This window comes from Mesorhizobium sp. BR-1-1-10 (assembly GCF_020165595.1).
GTDB classification, from domain to species: Bacteria; Pseudomonadota; Alphaproteobacteria; order Rhizobiales; family Rhizobiaceae; genus Mesorhizobium; species Mesorhizobium australicum.
In genome coordinates this window covers 265,535-280,724 of the sequence record NZ_JAIUIL010000003.1, presented here as the reverse complement: position 1 = coordinate 280,724, position 15,190 = coordinate 265,535, and the positions used below count along the sequence as shown (strand labels likewise).

Genomic DNA, 15,190 nt, shown 5'->3' with positions numbered 1-15,190 from the left:
TGAATCCGTCTCTAAATCAAAGAGATAGAGCATGATGTCGTCCGAAAACCGCTTCACACTTTTCGGCATCATGCTCTAGCCGATGCGGTCGCCGCTCTTCCCGTCGAACAAATGCAGCGATGCCGGATCGGCCGACAGGCGCACCATGTCGCCAGGCTTCACGGCCGCGCGCCCCATCGCAAAGACGCAAAGCTGCTGGCCGGCCAGCTTGACGTAGAACTGCGTCGACAGGCCGAGCGGCTCCACCACTCCTACTTCGCCTTGCAGCGTGCCGTCGTCAGCCAGCCGGATATGCTCGGGCCGCAGGCCGACGGTGATGACGTCACCGTCCCTGAGCGGCAGGCCGTCCGGCAGCCGAAGCTTCTGGCCATCGGACAACACGGCGTCCACCTTGCCGCCCTTCTCCACCGTGGCCGGCAGGAAATTCATTCCAGGCGAGCCAATGAAGCCGGCGACGAACATATTGGCCGGCCGGTCATAGAGATCGAGCGGCGCCCCCACCTGCTGGATCAGCCCGTCATGCATGACGACGATGCGGTCGGCCATGGTCATCGCCTCGATCTGGTCGTGGGTGACGTAGACCGAAGTGGTCTTCAACTGCTGGTGCAGCGCCTTGATCTCGGCGCGCATATGAACGCGCAGCTTGGCATCGAGGTTCGACAGCGGCTCGTCGAAGAGAAAAACCTTGGGATCGCGTACGATGGCGCGGCCCATGGCGACGCGCTGGCGCTGGCCACCAGACAATTGCCTGGGCAGGCGTTGCAGGAACGTATCGAGCCCCAGCCGCTTGGCGGCACCATCGACGCGGGCATCGATCGCCGGCTTCTCGGCCTTTCGCAGCATCAGGCTGAAGCCCATGTTCTTCGAGACGTCCATATGCGGATAGAGCGCATAGGACTGGAACACCATGGCGATATCGCGGTCCTTGGGTGCAACATCGTTGACCAGCCGTTCGCCGATGCGGATCTCGCCGCCCGAGGCTTCCTCGAGCCCGGCGATCATGCGCAACAGCGTGGACTTGCCGCAGCCGGACGGACCGACCAGCACGACGAACTCGCCATCGGCGATTTCGAGATCGACCGCGTGCAGGACGCGCACGGCGCCATAATCCTTGCGGACCTTTTCGAGCGTGACAGAGGCCATCGGTCTATCCTTTGACGGCGCCGGCGGTCAGGCCGGTGACGAGATAGCGTTGCAGGAAAGCGAAGAAGATGCAGACCGGGATCAGCGCCAGGATCGACGCCGCCATCATCTGTCCCCAGTCGACGGCGAACTTGCCGATGAAGGTGAGCAGGCCGACGGCGAAGGTTTTCTGGTCGTCGCTGGAAATCAGCATCAGCGCGAACAGCAGCTCGCTCCAGGCGGCGGTAAAGACGAAGCCCAGCGTCGCGCCCATGCCGGGCAGCGTCAGCGGCACGATCACCTTGCGCATCGCCTGCGCGCGCGTGCAGCCGTCGATCATCGCCGCCTCCTCCAGGTCCTTGGGGATGCCGTCGAAGAAGGACTGCATCAGGAAGGTGGCAAAGGCGGTGTTGAAGGCCGTGTAGATGATGATCAGCCCGGTCAGGCTGTTGATCAGGCCGATCTGCCCCATCACGCGGTAGATAGGCGGAATGACCATCACCAGCGGAAAGGTCTGGGTCAGCAGCAACATGAGAGCCAGTGCAGCCTTGCCGCGAAAGGTGAAGCGGGACATGGCGTAGCCGGCGAGCGTGGCGATGACCGTGACCAGTGCCGCCGTCGACACCGAGACGATGACGCTGTTGAGGAAATAGCGCGGGAAATCGGTGGCTTCGAGCACGGTCACGAAATTCTGCAACGTCATGTGCGACGGCCAGAAGGTGATGCCTTCGGAATAGAGCAGCCGCTCCGGCGTGACCGAGATCTTCAGCGTCCAGTAAATCGGGAACAGAGCGAAGACGACGTAGGCGGCGATCGCGGCGTAAAGGCCGATGCCACCGAAGAAGCGCTGTGATGCTGAGCGTCCGGCAATCATCAGACGTGCCTCACAAGCGAGCGGCGGATGGCGATGAGCACGATCGCGTAGGCGATGAGCAGGACCAGCAGCAGCACGGCCACGGCCGAGGCATAGCCTTTGTCCAGCGACTTGAAGGCGCTGACATAGATGTAGACCGGCACCGTGTTGGTCGAGCCGGCCGGTCCGCCCTCGGTCATGACGAAGATCAGGTCGGCGAAAGTGGCGATCCAGATGGTGCGCAACATCACCGTGATGGCGATGGTTGGGGCCAGGAAAGGCAGCGTCACCTTGGTGAAACGTTGCCACGGCGAAGCGCCGTCGATCGCCGCCGCCTCATGCAGTTCCGAGGGAATAGACTTCAGCGCCGCCAGCAGCGTTATGGCGAAGAACGGAATGCCGAACCAGACATTGGCTATGATCGGCCCCCACATGGCGGTGGAGGGATCGGACAGGACGTTGGTCGGTTCGGCCTTCAGCCCCAAGGCGAACAGCCAGTGCGGCAGCGGACCGACGATCGGGTTGAACAGCCAGGCCCAGGTCAGGCCCGACAGGAAGGACGGCACCGCCCAGGGCAGGAAGACCAGTGCCTGCACCGCCTTGCGGCCTGGGAAAGGCTTGTCGAGCAGCAACGCCAGGCCAAGGCCGAGGAAGAACTGGAAGAACAGGCTGGCCGCCGTCCACCACAACGTGTTGATCAGCGCCTGGCCCAGCACCTGGTCCGACAGCATCGCCTGATACTGCCCGAGCCCGACATACTCGGACTTGAAGGCCGAAAATTTGCGGAAGGAATAGCTGATGCCGATGACCAGCGGCACGAGCAGCACCACGACCAGCAGGATGATCGCCGGGCTGAGGTAGAGCCAAGGCTCGATCGTCGCGTAGGAGAGCCGCTTTTTTCGCGGCGCCGCTGCGGACCGAATTTCGGATACGGCATAGGTCATTTGGCTGAGAAATGGCTCCCTGGAGCGGCGGGATGGACAATGAGCGTCCTTCTCCCCGTTCACGGGGAGAAGATGCCGGCAGGCAGATGAGGGGCGGCGCCAGCTTTTCAGAACTTGGCGCAGCCCCTCATCCGGCCCTATCGGGCCACCTTCTCCCCGTGAACGGGGAGAAGGGAAGAAAAGCTACTTCTTGTTCTTCGCCAGCCAGTCCTGCTGTTCCTTGGTCAGGAAGGCAGCCCACTGGTCGGCGACCTCCTTGGCCGTCTTCTGGCCGAGCAGCACTTCCTGGAAGTTCTTGATCGCGACCTGGTCGACGAAATTGCCGAGGTTTTCCAGATGCGTCGGCGGCGTCACCATTTCATATTTGGAGCTGTCGCTGAGTTCCGTGAACCAGCCCTTGAACTGCTCGGTCTTGAAATGGGGATCCTGGTCGGCACCGTTGTGGATCGGCACGACGCCGACTTCCTTGGCCCATTCCAGATTGTCCTTCGGCGACAGAAGCGTCGCCATCAGCTTCCAGGCATCATCCTTGTGCTGCGAGTTGGCGAACATCGCCCAGCCGGCATAGCCGAGCGTCGGATAGGACTTTCCGCTTGGTCCGACCGGCAGCGGCGCCACGGCGAAGTCGTCGGCGCTCATCTTGTCGGCGATGCCGAGAAGCGCGTCCGGATCCTGATTGAGCATGGCGCAAGTGCCGGAGTAGAAACCGGTGACGGTTTCGTTGAAGCCCCAGCTTACGGCATCCTTCGGCGCGAGACCATTCTTGTACATGTCGGCCAGCATCTGCAGGCCCTTGACCGAGCCTTCTTCATTGATGGTCGAGGTGCCGTCCTCGTTGAAATAGCCGCCCTTGCCCTGAGCGATGTTCATGAACATGTGCATGCCGTTGAAGGCGCCCGGCCCGCCGCGCAGGCAGTAGCCGTATTTTCCGGGAATGGCCGAGATCTTCTTGGAATCGGCGACAAACTCGTCGAGCGTCGCTGGTGGGCCGTCAAGACCAGCCTCCTTGAACAGCTTCTTGTTCCAGAACAGCGCGTTCACATAGTAGCCATAGGGGATCATGAACTGGGTGTTGTTGACCGTCGAGCCGAACTGTTTGGCGCGGTCGCCGAGCGTCTTGGCGTCGTCCCACTTGGCCATATAGGGGCCGAGATCCTCGAGCTGGGCATTGTTGGCGTAAAGCCCCACCCAGCGTTCCGGCATCTCGACCACATCGGGCGTGTCACCGGCCTGCACCATGGTCAGGAATTTCTCGAAAGCCTGGCCCCAGGGCAGCGAGACCAGTTCGACCTTGACGCCTGGATTGGCCGCCTCGAACTCGGCGATCTGCTTCTTGAGGAATTCGGTGCGTGGCGGGCTGGTGATCACCTCGACCATTTTCAGGGTTGAATCGGCGAGCGCGCCACCGGCGGAAATCGCCAGCCCCGCGACGGTGGCAAGCATGACGGTCAGTTTTTTCATGTTCAAGACTCCCATTTTGAACCCGCTTGTTATTTTCTGGCTTTTTCGAGGGCCTGGGCGACATCCGCCCAGAGATCCTCGACACTTTCCAATCCGACATTGAAGCGGATGGTTCGGGGGCTGACGCCGAAGCGCGCCATCGAATTCAGTCCTGGCGTCTGCTCCAGCGACGCCTTGGCCGGTACGACCAGGCTCTCATGCCCACCCCAGCTGACGCCGATGCGGAAATATTTCAGCGCGTCGACGAAGGCGGGAATGTCGATGTCCTCGGTAACCTCGAACGAGAACAACCCGCCATAGCCGGCAAGCGTCGCCTTGCCCGGATGGTTCGAATAGGCCGGATGGTTGACCCGCTCGACATGGCCATGCGCCTTCAGCCGCTCGGCGATGGCAAGCCCGCTCTTCATATGGTGCGGCAGGCGCAGCGGCAGCGTGCGCAGGCCGCGCAGCAAAAGCCAGGCCTCGAACGGCGACAGCTTGCCGCCGAGATAGGAATAGGTCTGCTCGTTGATCTGCTTGATATGCGCTGCCGAGCCAGCCACCACGCCGGCGACCGTGTCGCTGTGGCCGCCGAGATATTTCGAGGCCGAGTGCAGCACGAGGTCGACGCCGTGCAAGATCGGCTTCTGGAACACCGGCGTCGCCCAGGAATTGTCGATGGTGGTGACGATGCCCTGCTCTTTTGCCAGCCGGGTCAGATGCGGCAGGTCCTGGAGCTCGAACACCATCGAGGTCGGGCTTTCCAGATAGAGCAGCTTGGCGCCGGGAAGCGCCGCCGCGACCGCGTCCGGGTCGGAACCGTCGATATAGTCGACCTTGATGTTGAGCCGCGGCAGGAGCCGCTCGAACAGCCGGTAGGCATCGCCATAGCAGTTGCGTACCGCAACGATGCGCTCGCCCGCCCCGACGAAGGCAAGCACGGTGGCGCTGATCGCCGCCATGCCGCTGGAGAAGCCGCGTGCGGCCTCTGCACCCTCGAGCGCGGCGACACGAGCCTCGAACTCCATGACCGTCGGATTGTCGCCGCGGGAATAGATCGGCTGCTTTCGTTTGCCGGCAAAGGTATCGGCCATTTCCGCATAATTGGCGAAGGTGAACAACGAGGTCTGGTAGATCGGCGGCACGACGGCGCCGCCAGGAAATGGTTCGTCATGTGCCAAAAGCGTCGCCGCCTCGGCGAGATAATCGTGGTCGAAACCGTCTGAATGCCCGTTCATTTCAGGTCCGAAAGTTTGAGTTTGGCCGCACCGCGCTTGAGGTCGTCCTCGACGGTGGCGATGAGCTTGAGCGCCTCGTCGCGGGCGCCCTGCGGATCCCGCGCGGCGATACGTTCGTAGATGGTGCGGTGATAGGGAAAGCTGGCATGGCCGAAATCGCGCACACCGAGCGGATGCTCCCAGAAGCGATGGAACAGTTCGTGCATGGCCGCGATGATCTGTTCGAACAGTGGATTGCCGGAGACCCGGTAGATCGCCTGGTGGAATTCCCAGTCCTCTTCCGACGACATGCCATCAAGGGTGCGAAACGCCTGCTCCATGATATCGAGCTTGCCCTCGATCTCGGCAATGTCGGCCGGGCTTGCCCGCTCGGCGCACAGTGCCGCTGCCTCGGCCTCCAGCGCGCGGCGGATTTCCAGCGTCTGCATCAGGCTGGTGAAGTCATTGCCGCCCGCCAGCGTCAGCGGCAAATGCAGCATGTCGGGCGAGACGGCGGCCTTGAGAAAAGTGCCGCTGCCTTGCCGGCGTTCGACCAGGCCCAATCCTTCCCACCGCGTCAGCGCCTCGCGCACCGTGTTGCGGCTGACCTTGAGCCGTTCGGCCAGGATGCGCTCGGTCGGCAGTCGCTCGCCAGGCCGCAAGGCCTCGGCGCGGACGAAGCCCACCAATGCCTTCAGCACGGCGTCGTCACGCGCCGTCGTCTGGATGGGTGGCAGGCTGTTCTGGTCCACATTTCCTCCAAGTGGTCCAATGGTCCAACCAATTTCTGCATAGATGGAATCTCCTGTCAATCGCTTGTCAGGAGGCAGCCGGCCTTTCAGGCCGTGAAGGTGACGCGCCGCGTTCGGAGGGGCGCCCGGCTCCGGCATCCGGTCCGAACCATCTGGTCAGCGCATCGGCCAATCCCTGTCCATCCTCAACGCCAACCCAGGCCACGTATCCATCGGGCCGGATCAAGACCGCGTCGGGTGCGGCGACCGTTCCGAGTACGGGAAGCTCCCAGGCACCGGCATACGATGCGTCGATCTGCCGGATCCGGTCGGCCCAAGGCGCAATGTCCAGCCTGCCTGGCTCACCGAAATTGAGGAGCAGCGGCCGCGCGTCGTGGAGCAACGTGAACAGTCGCAACGGCCCATCAGCGGTGGAGAGATCGAGGTCGGGTATTCGTCGCCCAAGCAGCGCGTGCCCCTCCCCGAGATCGTAGTGGACATCCAGGCCAGACATCTCCGCGGCGATCCGTTTGCGTGGCCCATCCATGGCGAGCAGTTCGGCGAATGTGTCGCTCAAGGCCTTGGTGCGAGCATCCATCCGGCGAAGCGCGACCTGCGCCATCGCGTTGCGCAGCACGCGGGCGGCGACCGGATAGCGTTCGGCATGGTAGCTGTCGAGCAGGCCTTCCAGTGACAGCCGCTTGACCACCTGGGCCAGCTTCCACCCCAGGTTCACCGCGTCCTGCACGCCGATATTGAGGCCCTGTCCGCCCATTGGGGGATGGATATGCGCGGCGTCACCGGCCAGCAGAACACGTCTGTCGCGGTAAGCGGCAGCCTGCCGCGTCATGTCGGTGAACCGGGAAATCCAGGTCGGACTGTGGACCCCGTAATCGGTGCCGTAGACACCGACAAGCGCCTCGCTGAGATCGCGCAGTGTCGGTTCGCCACCAATGGTCAGTTGTCGCTCGGTCAGCACGATACCCACCCGGCCGTCTTCCTCAATCTTGCCGATCGCATGGATACCATGGGCGTCGCTGTGAAAGCCCAATGCTGGTTCCTCCGCCGTCTCGACCTCGGCGATTATCCAGCTCATCGTCGGATCCCATCCATCGAACGCGATCCCCGCGGCCTTGCGGATCATGCTGCGCCCTCCGTCGCAGCCGACGAGATACTGCGTCCGCAACCGCTGGCCGCCAGACAGATCGATGTCGACGCCACCATTATCCTGTGCGAAGCCCGTGACGTCCTGCCGGCGATAGATCGGCACGCCGAACTCGCTGATCCAGTCGGCCAATATCCGCTCGATGTGGTTTTGCCGCAGTGCCAGCAGATAGTTGTGCCGCGTGGGAAAGTCGCTGATGTCCAATCGGATCATGTGGAAGCCCACCGACGGCGATGTCTGTCCCTGCGAGAGGAACCGGTCGGCAATTCCGCGCTGGTCGAGCACCTCGATGGTGCGTGCGTGCAGGCCGCCCGCGCGCAAACCGACGAGTTCCTGGTTTGGCCGCCGCTCGACAACGGCCACATCGACGCCCGCCAATGCGAGTTCGCCAGCCAGCATCAACCCGGTCGGACCGCCTCCGGCGATCACCACCGCATGATCCCGACGCACTCGGCCACCTGGCAACAATTCCGGCATTTCGCCACTCCCGTTTCCGTTAACCTGGGTCGTGGTTCTACGGGAACAGCCGGGTCTTGCCGCAAGCCCCTTGCGCGCCATATGTATGAAATGGAGGGGGCTGGCTCCTCTTCTTCCCCTTATGCATATGGCGGCGAAAAAGTCGCGGTGTTGCCAAGCAATAGCACGCGAGGGTGCAACCGAAGCCGTTACAGTCCAGAAAAGCGGGACCTGCCGCAAAAAAGCCCCGGTTCTTCCGGGGCTTGACGCAGATTCCTGATGTCATATCGGGCAAAGGGGGCCGGTCGGCGTTTGGCAGCGGTACGAGGAGGCCACTATGTGCCAGCGCCGGCCGGCCGACCCCACGGACCCAGGAGATGCGGCGGACCTGAGCATCATGGGGTATTCGAGGATCGAGCCGGCTGTCTACCTCGTGCCGGCTTCGTCTTGGCCTTCACATTTGCGCAAGAGCTTATGGAAATCAACAGTTTCTTAACCAAGGCTCGCGAATCGCTTGGATTAAGGTAAATGGGTAACCCTGTTGGGGTTGGCCGGATAATCGGGCCCGGAGCGTCAGGCTGCCTTGGCAACGACGCGGTTGCGGCCGCCGCTCTTGGCTTCGTAGAGCGCGAGATCGGCGCGTTTCATCAGTGCCGCCACCGTGTCCACGCCCTTCAGCACCGATGACACGCCAACACTGACGGTGACCTCGATCGTCTTGCCCTCGGCGCCGATGGCGAACGGCATCTGGGCGATTTCGGCACGAATGCGCTCGGCCACCTTCTCGGCCACTGCGCCGTCGGTGTCGGGCATTACCACCACGAACTCCTCGCCGCCGAACCGGCAGGCAAGGTCGATACCCCGGACGTTCTTGCGCAGCCGCCGCGCGAATTCGCGCAGCACCTCGTCGCCGCCGTCATGCCCATGCGCATCATTGATGGACTTGAAGCGGTCGAGATCGGTGATCATCACCGACAGCGGCCGGCGCCGCGCCACGGCGCGATCGAACAGCGTCTGCAGATGGCTGTCTAGATAGCGGCGATTGTGCAGCCCCGTGAGGCCGTCGGTCACGGCCATTTCGATGGTCTGGGTGACACTGGCGCGCAATTGGTCGTTGTAGCGCTTGCGGCGCACCTGGGTACGCAGCCGCGCCGTCAGTTCCTGCTGGTCGATCGGCCGCATCAGATAGTCGTTGATGCCGAGTTCGAGCCCTCGGATGATGCGCTCCTCCTCGCCCTCCTCCGCCAGCAGGATGATCGGCACGAAACGGGTGCGGTCGAGCGAGCGCAGTTGCGAGCAGAGCCTGAGCGGATCGAAATCGGCGAAGGCCGTCGAGATTATCACGCATTCATAGGGCGTCTCCGCGGCCTGGAAGAACCCGGCATGCGGATCGCCCGTGACGTCGAGGTCGGCACGATCGCGTAGCATCTTCTGGATGCGCTCGACCGACGATTTGCGCTCGTCGATCAAAAGCACCTTCGGCGTCGTGTCCTCGGACGCGAAATTGCGGCTCAAAAGTTCTTCGATGCCGATGTTGCGCGTGGTCGAGGCGCGCAGCCGAAGCTCGTCGGTCAACGACTTCAGGCGGACCAGGCTCTTGACGCGCGTCATCAGCTGCAAGTCGTTGACCGGCTTGGTCAGGAAATCGTCGGCACCGGCCTCGAGCCCGCGCACGCGGTCGGTGACCTGATCGAGCGCGGTGATCATCACCACCGGAATGTGCGACGTCGCCGGATCGCTCTTCAATCGCCGGCAGACCTCGAACCCGTCCATGTCGGGCATCATTACGTCGAGCAGCACGACATCGACCTTGCCGTTCTCGCAGGTCTCGATCGCATCGGCCCCATTGGTGGCGGTCAGAACCTCGAAATACTCGGCCAGCAGCCGGACTTCCAGCAGCCTCACATTGGCAGGGATGTCGTCGACGACGAGGATCCGCGCAGTCATTTCACAACGCTCCGGCTCGGCTGGAAGGGTACATCAGGCATCGCCCAGATAAGATTTGATGGTTTCGATGAAACGCGGCACCGAGATCGGCTTCGAAATATACGCCTCGCAGCCGCCTTGGCGGATGCGTTCCTCGTCGCCTTTCATCGCAAAGGCAGTCACCGCAATCACCGGGATGACGTGCAGATCGTCGTCCTCTTTCAGCCATTTGGTCACTTCCAGTCCCGACACTTCGGGCAGTTGGATGTCCATCAGGATGAGGTCCGGCCGGTGCTGGCGCGCCAGGTCGAGCGCCTCCAGACCGTTGCGGGTGCGCACCGTCTCGTAACCGCTTGCTTCGATGAGGTCCCGAAAGAGCTTCATGTTGAGCTCATTGTCCTCGACGATCATGACCTTCTTAGGCATCGGCATCCCGTCCCGGCCGTCCTCCACCCGGAGGTGGCCGTCATGCGCTCTTTCCTTGAACGCACCAAACCCTGCTTCACTATACGGCAATATGATTGACGAAACGGAAACCCGAAGCCTGCAAAGCAGCACGAATTCCGCCTCGCCTCCCTGCGCGTCCAAAAGGCGCGCCACACGCTAATGGCTTGCCGCAAGCAATTCTTGCCATTACTGCGGGAGAGACTCATTCCACGCACCGAAGGTAGTGATGGCAAACGCAGCGTCAATGCGCGAAGAGGCGGAAACCATTGCCGTCAAGGCACTGGGCTTCGTTGCCACCGATCCGGAGCTTTTACCGCGCTTTCTGGCAATCACGGGAATAGAGGCGCATTCGATCCGCCGGGCGGCCGGCGAGCCGGGTTTCATGGCCGGCGTCCTGCAGTTCATTCTCGCCCACGAGCCGACCTTAATGCGCTTCGCCGAGGAAACCGGCACGCCACCAGCGGCTGTCGGCAAGGCGTTGCGCGTCTTGCCGCTTGGCGATGACAATCACGAGCACTCCACATGAGCGATGATCCCGAAACCGCGCGCCAGATCGAGGAACTGGCGGCTGACGACCGACCGCTGCTGGTGCTCGATGTCGATGACGTGGTGCTCGAATTCATCCGGCCCTTCCCGCATTTCCTCAAGGCGCGCGGCTATGGCCTGACGCTGGCGTCCTTCCGGCTGACCGGCAACATTGCCGAGACAGCCAGCGGCCGCCTGATCGGACAACCTGAAGTCACCGCACTCCTCGGCGATTTCTTCGACGCGCAAGCCGATTGGCAAAGCATCACCGATGGCGCCGCGGAAGCCCTGACCGGGCTTGGAGACCGTGCCGAAATCATATTGCTGACAGCCATGCCGCACCGGCATCGCGCCGTGCGACGCGCCCATCTCGATGCACTGGGGCTAGCCTATCCGCTGCTGACCACCGAAATGGCCAAGGGCCCGGCGGTAGCCAAACTGCGCGGCAAGAGCGGCAGGCCGGTGGTCTTCGTCGACGATCAGCCAGCCAATCTGGCGTCGGTGCGTGACTCGGTCGCCGACGCAAACCTATTCCATCTGATGGCCGACAATTCGCTGCGTACGTTCCTGCCATCGGTCCCGGACGATGTCATCGTCGTCCAGGATTGGCACGAAGCCGCGCCTAAGATCGCTGGCGCGCTGGGGTTCTAATCCAGGCGTTTTGGTGCGATCCCGGACGAAAGAACCGGTTCGCACTGTTCCGGATTTGCTCAAGGGCAGAACACTCAAGGATTGAGCTTCGCCCCTGCCCCGCCGTTAGCGCCGCCGCCATTATCGCTACCGCCATTATCGCCGCCGCTCTCATCGTCCGAACCGTCACCGTCGTCGACGCTATCGTCCACCGCCGGGTCGGCGGGCTTCAGCATGACGCCGTTGACGGTGACCGAGCCGTCGGCCTTGGTGTTGATAGCCCATTCCAGCTTGCCGTCCGGCAGCGTCTTGGCAAAACCCTTCGCCATGAGAGCGACAGGCACGTACTGCCCGACTTCCGGCTCCGCCTTCGCCGCTTCCTGCAGATGCTCCATGATCTTGTCGAAGCCAGCGACGTCGACAGTGAGATTTGCGTCGGGTTTCTGGCCGAAGCTTGTCATCTCACCTTCCAGCGCGATCTCCATGTCCTTGTTCTTTACGGTACTGTGGCCGATGACGACCTTCGGCGTCTTGGCCAGGAAGTCGGCTTTGAGCTGGTCGCCGAACTCGGCCGGCAGCGGCGGATCCTGGTTGAGATCAAAGGCTTCGATGGCTTTCTTCGCCATGCTGTCGAGATCGATATTGGCACCGCCGAAATTCAGGTCGATATCGGTGGGCAGCAATGCCACGCTCCAGCTCGGCAAAAGCTGCTGCGGCACGGTCAGCCCCGAAGCCTTGATACCATACCTGACCTTGCCGTTCTGGGCGACGCCGTCGGAACCGAACGCTATGCCGAACTGGGTTGCTCCGAACGTGCCGATCGGGCTGTCGACCGCGAAGTCCTTGAAACCATAGGTTCCGTCGATACGCTCCCACACCGGAAGCGCTGCAAGCAGAAGCGACTTGAGCTGCGCCTGGTTTGCCTTCAGCGTCTTCTCGTCCTCGTTGGCCACGGCAAACGCCAGAAGATCGAGCAGAGGCTTGGTCTGCACGCCCTTACCGCTGGCCTCCACGGAAAATTCCGGCGACTTCACGGTGACGGGAAAATTCAGCCCGCTCTCGGCATCGTCGAATTTTATCGCTTCGACGAAGTTCGAAATCTTTTGCGACGTCGTGAAATCGACGCCGCCATTGCTCGCCTTGGTCGCGGAAAGCGTCACGGTGCCGGCACCGGCGGTCACATCCATCTTTTGCTTGGCGTCCTGCGACGACATCGTCATTCCGGCCATCGAACTCGTGGCGCTGGTGAAGGCCGCCAACTTGGGGTCGTAGACGCCGTTGCCCTTGCCATCCTTGATCGAGAACTGCGTGCTCTGCTTTCCCTGAGGGCCGTTGAATTCAAAGGAGGCGCTCTGCGAAAAATCCATCGAGACATCCCAGGACCCGTCGCTGCGCGGCTTGACCAGCAGGGCGTAGGGCGCAAGGTCGAATTTCACCAGTTTCTGGTCGGGAAAGCTGCTGGCCAGCGCCTTGAAATCAACCACGATCTTGTAGGCGTCGCCTTCGGCCGAAACCTTCAGGATGCCCTTGTCGAGCGCCTGTTTGCCGACATAGCGCGACAGGTCATCGGACAATTGCTTGGCGCCCTGACTGTCGACGGTCTGGCCGAAAGCAGGCGCGCTCAGCAGGAACGCGGTAAAGGCAATAGGCAACATACGGTTCACGGGCATTCTCCGTTCGGTCGAAAAGGCAAAATGGTCTCGTATCTCTGGTAGGGAAATACCATCGCGACTGCAAGACGATGACAGTCAGGCAATCGGCTTCAACACCAGCCGCATCAGCGGTCGACCGGCCTTGCGCTTCACAAGCCTTTCGAACCCGGCTTTCTCGAACACTCCCGATGACCCGACAAACAGGCCGATCGAACGCGAATCGCGCGACAGGTCGATCGGGCAGGCCTCGACGAGCCGCGCCCCGTTCCTGCGGGCGAACTCGATGCCGCCTTCGACGAGGCGGTGGGTGATGCCCCTGCCGCGCGCCTTGGCGCGGATGAAAAAGCATGAGATCGCCCAAACGGCCGGATCGGACGCGTCGGCGGGATCGATCGGCGCCGAGCCCCTGCCCTTGTTGTTCCATTCGGGCACGTCGGCGCGTGGCCCGATCTGCATCCAGCCGACCGCCTTGCCGTCCTCGAAAGCCAGCAGGCCGGGCGGCGGGCCGGCTTCGATGCGCGCCTTGATGTGATCCTTGTTGCGTTCACGACTGCTCTCGCGCCGCGCCGCCGGCGCCAGCCGGAAATGGGTACACCAGCAGCCGTAGCAGGCGCCCTGCTTGCCGAAAAGGTCCTCGAATTCAGGCCAGAGCTCTGGCGCCAGCGGCACTACGGTCGTGCTCATGCGTTCTCCCCAGGCCAGGCTTGTCGCTGGCCTTGCGCTGTCGTACCATTGGTTTTGTTCTCTTTATGTTCGCAGCGATGGCGACCCCTGTCAACAATCCCGACCACGGTTTTTGTCGTGACTGCCTGACCTATCAGCGCAGTGAAACGCGCCGTTGCGAACGCTGCGGCAGCCCTCGCCTTGCCCGCCATCCCGAGCTTTACCGGCTGCACCTCGCCCATATCGATTGCGACGCCTTCTACGCGGCCATCGAGAAGCGCGACAACCCTGCGCTCAAGGACAAGCCGCTGATCATCGGCGGCGGCAAGCGCGGTGTCGTCTCCACCGCCTGCTACATCGCTCGCATCCGCGGCGTGCGCTCCGCCATGCCGATGTTCAAGGCGCTCGAGGCCTGCCCGGAGGCGGTCGTGATCGCGCCCAACATGGAAAAGTACGTGGCCGTCGGCCGCGAGGTGCGCGCCATGATGCAGGCTTTGACACCGCTGGTCGAGCCGTTGTCGATCGATGAGGCCTTCCTCGACCTCGCCGGCACCGAGCGCCTGCACGGACTGCCACCGGCCGTGGTGCTGGCGCGCTTTTCGCTGGCGGTGGAGAAGGAGATCGGCATCACCGTTTCATCAGGCCTGTCCTATTGCAAATTCCTCGCCAAGATAGCGTCCGATTTCCGCAAACCGCGCGGCTTTTCCGTCATCGGCGAGGCGGAGGCGGTCGGCTTTCTGGCCACGCAGCCGGTGACCATGATCTGGGGCGTCGGCAAGGCGTTCAACGCCACGCTGGAACAGGATGGCATCCGCACGATCGGCCAGCTCCAGAAGATGGAGCGTGGCGACCTGATGCGCCGCTATGGGTGATGGGCGAACGGCTCTACCGGCTTTCGCGCGGTGAGGATGTCCGCCGCGTCGACCCCGACCAGGACGCAAAGAGCGTATCGGCCGAAACCACTTTCGACACCGATATCGCTTCACTGGACGAGCTTGTCTCGGTGCTGAGGGGCCTTTCGGAAAAAGTCTCGGCGAGGCTGAAGAAATCAGGCATCGCCGGGCGCACCGTGGTGCTGAAGCTGAAGACCCAGGACTTCAGGCTGCGCACGCGCAACCGTCAGCTCGGCGACCCGACCCGGCTCGCCGACCGCATCTTTTCGACCGGCGTGGAACTTCTTCGCAAGGAGACCGACGGAACGAAATTCCGATTGCTCGGCATCGGCGTCAGCGACCTCTCCGACGACGACAAGGCCGACCCGCCGGATTTGGTCGATGTGCAGTCGCGCAAGCGCGCCATGGCCGAAGGCGCCATCGATGCGCTACGCGACAAGTTCGGCCGCAAGGCGGTGCAAACCGGCTACACCTTCGGCAAGGGCCGCGACGCCCATCCGCCGGAACCGCTGGAAGATTGAACCCG

13 protein-coding genes and 1 pseudogene are annotated in these 15,190 nt (G+C 62.6%); 3 read left to right on the top strand and 11 right to left on the bottom strand.

What is annotated here, in order from left to right:
- Nucleotides 1-75: 75 nt before the first annotated feature.
- From LB555_RS07240 to LB555_RS07200, 9 genes are all read right to left on the bottom strand, one after another.
- Nucleotides 76-1,143, bottom strand: a complete 1,068-nt coding sequence (locus LB555_RS07240; RefSeq protein WP_140661181.1) for an ABC transporter ATP-binding protein — start codon at nucleotides 1,141-1,143, stop codon at nucleotides 76-78.
- A gap of 4 nt (nucleotides 1,144-1,147) precedes the next feature.
- Nucleotides 1,148-1,996 (bottom strand): carbohydrate ABC transporter permease, encoded by an 849-nt coding sequence (locus LB555_RS07235; protein ID WP_015317628.1) that lies wholly within the window; start codon nucleotides 1,994-1,996, stop codon nucleotides 1,148-1,150.
- Nucleotides 1,996-2,919, bottom strand: coding sequence for a carbohydrate ABC transporter permease (locus LB555_RS07230; protein ID WP_015317627.1), 924 nt, complete (start codon nucleotides 2,917-2,919; stop codon nucleotides 1,996-1,998). The genes LB555_RS07235 and LB555_RS07230 overlap by 1 nt, the downstream gene beginning before the upstream one ends.
- 183 nt (nucleotides 2,920-3,102) lie before the next feature.
- Nucleotides 3,103-4,380, bottom strand: coding sequence for an ABC transporter substrate-binding protein (locus LB555_RS07225; protein ID WP_224682548.1), 1,278 nt, complete (start codon nucleotides 4,378-4,380; stop codon nucleotides 3,103-3,105).
- Between the two features lie 29 nt (nucleotides 4,381-4,409).
- On the bottom strand, nucleotides 4,410-5,597 hold the full coding sequence (locus tag LB555_RS07220) for a PLP-dependent transferase (RefSeq protein ID WP_224682547.1): 1,188 nt from the start codon (nucleotides 5,595-5,597) through the stop codon (nucleotides 4,410-4,412).
- On the bottom strand, nucleotides 5,594-6,328 hold the full coding sequence (locus tag LB555_RS07215) for a FadR/GntR family transcriptional regulator (protein WP_140661178.1): 735 nt from the start codon (nucleotides 6,326-6,328) through the stop codon (nucleotides 5,594-5,596). Before LB555_RS07215 ends, LB555_RS07220 begins: the two co-directional genes overlap by 4 nt.
- A 67-nt stretch (nucleotides 6,329-6,395) precedes the next feature.
- A complete protein-coding gene (locus LB555_RS07210) occupies nucleotides 6,396-7,949 on the bottom strand; it encodes an FAD-dependent monooxygenase (RefSeq protein WP_224682693.1) in 1,554 nt (517 codons plus the stop codon).
- Nucleotides 7,950-8,501: 552 nt separating this feature from the next.
- The gene (locus tag LB555_RS07205; RefSeq protein ID WP_224682546.1) at nucleotides 8,502-9,875 is read right to left on the bottom strand and encodes a PleD family two-component system response regulator; all 1,374 of its coding nucleotides are present in this window, start codon (nucleotides 9,873-9,875) and stop codon (nucleotides 8,502-8,504) included.
- 33 nt (nucleotides 9,876-9,908) lie between these two features.
- Nucleotides 9,909-10,265: a response regulator gene (locus tag LB555_RS07200; RefSeq protein ID WP_280110242.1), complete on the bottom strand. Its 357-nt coding sequence runs from the start codon at nucleotides 10,263-10,265 to the stop codon at nucleotides 9,909-9,911.
- Between the two features lie 262 nt (nucleotides 10,266-10,527).
- Here LB555_RS07200 and LB555_RS07195 point away from each other — a divergent pair, with 262 nt between their 5' ends.
- Together LB555_RS07195 and LB555_RS07190 are read left to right on the top strand one after the other, a co-directional pair.
- A complete protein-coding gene (locus tag LB555_RS07195) occupies nucleotides 10,528-10,827 on the top strand; it encodes a DUF3572 domain-containing protein (protein ID WP_140661177.1) in 300 nt (99 codons plus the stop codon).
- Nucleotides 10,824-11,477 (top strand): hypothetical protein, encoded by a 654-nt coding sequence (locus LB555_RS07190; protein ID WP_140661176.1) that lies wholly within the window; start codon nucleotides 10,824-10,826, stop codon nucleotides 11,475-11,477. Before LB555_RS07195 ends, LB555_RS07190 begins: the two co-directional genes overlap by 4 nt.
- Nucleotides 11,478-11,551: 74 nt before the next feature.
- Here LB555_RS07190 and LB555_RS07185 read toward each other — a convergent pair whose 3' ends face one another.
- Nucleotides 11,552-13,126 carry a hypothetical protein gene (locus LB555_RS07185; protein ID WP_224682545.1) on the bottom strand — a complete coding sequence of 525 codons (1,575 nt, stop codon included), beginning with the start codon at nucleotides 13,124-13,126 and terminating at the stop codon, nucleotides 11,552-11,554.
- 78 nt (nucleotides 13,127-13,204) lie between these two features.
- Nucleotides 13,205-13,792: a GNAT family N-acetyltransferase gene (locus tag LB555_RS07180; protein ID WP_224682544.1), complete on the bottom strand. Its 588-nt coding sequence runs from the start codon at nucleotides 13,790-13,792 to the stop codon at nucleotides 13,205-13,207.
- Nucleotides 13,793-13,857: 65 nt separating this feature from the next.
- Between LB555_RS07180 and LB555_RS07175 the strand changes: the two are divergent.
- Nucleotides 13,858-15,185: pseudogene (locus LB555_RS07175) on the top strand (DNA polymerase IV).
- The last annotated feature ends 5 nt before the right edge of the window (nucleotides 15,186-15,190 follow it).